This is a genomic window from Luteimonas sp. TWI382, assembly GCF_039674545.1.
Taxonomy (GTDB): domain Bacteria; phylum Pseudomonadota; class Gammaproteobacteria; order Xanthomonadales; family Xanthomonadaceae; genus Luteimonas.
This window is the reverse complement of record NZ_JBDJNS010000055.1, coordinates 1-737: the sequence shown is the minus strand read 5'-3', so window position 1 is coordinate 737 and position 737 is coordinate 1. Positions and strand designations below refer to the sequence as shown.

Below are 737 nucleotides of genomic sequence, written 5' to 3'. Positions count from 1 at the left end.
GAGCTTGGCCGCGAAATGGGCCAGCGCGGCAATCCCACTGGATTGGGCCTGCTCCAGCCAGTGCTCCCAGGCCCGTTGGGCGCAGCTGGGATGCTGGTAGAACCACAGTCGCTTGAGCTCATCGCGCATGAGGTAGGCGGTGAGCAGGGGTTGGTTGGCTTCGAGCAGTTCGTCCAGCCTCACCGACTGGCGGCGATCCAGGTTGTCGCGATTGCGCAGCAGGAGCCAGCGGCTGGATTTGATCACTCGGCGGGCGGGCTTGTCGTGGCGCAGTTGGTTGGCCTGATCCACCCGCACCCGGTCGATCACCTCGCGACCGTACTTGGCCACCACATGGAACAGGTCGTAGACGACCTCGGCGTTGGGGCAGTTGGCCTTGATCTCCAGCTCGTAAGCGGTCGTCATGTCGATCGCGACGGCCTGGATCTGCTCAGCAACGCCGGCAGGAAGCTGCTCGAAGAAGGCGCGCGCAGTCTCGCGGGAACGGCCATTGCCGACCCACAGCACCTGACGGCTGATCGGATCGACGACAACCGTGGCGTAGCGATGGCCCTTGTGCAGGGCGAACTCATCCATCGCCAGATACCGGATCTGGCTCCAATCCGGCGCCCGCACAACCTGCCGCAACTGGGCCTTATCGAGCGCCTTGACCGTGTGCCAACCCAGTTGGAAAAAGCGGGCAACAGCCAGGATGTTGCTGGATTCAAGCAGCTGGCTGACCGCCTCGGCCAACCGGT

1 protein-coding gene is annotated in these 737 nt (G+C 64.0%); it reads right to left on the bottom strand.

All coding sequences use genetic code 11. From position 1 onward, the window contains the following. A partial coding sequence (locus ABE505_RS17065) for an ISL3 family transposase (RefSeq protein WP_346445848.1) occupies window positions 1-737 on the bottom strand: 737 nt, incomplete at both ends.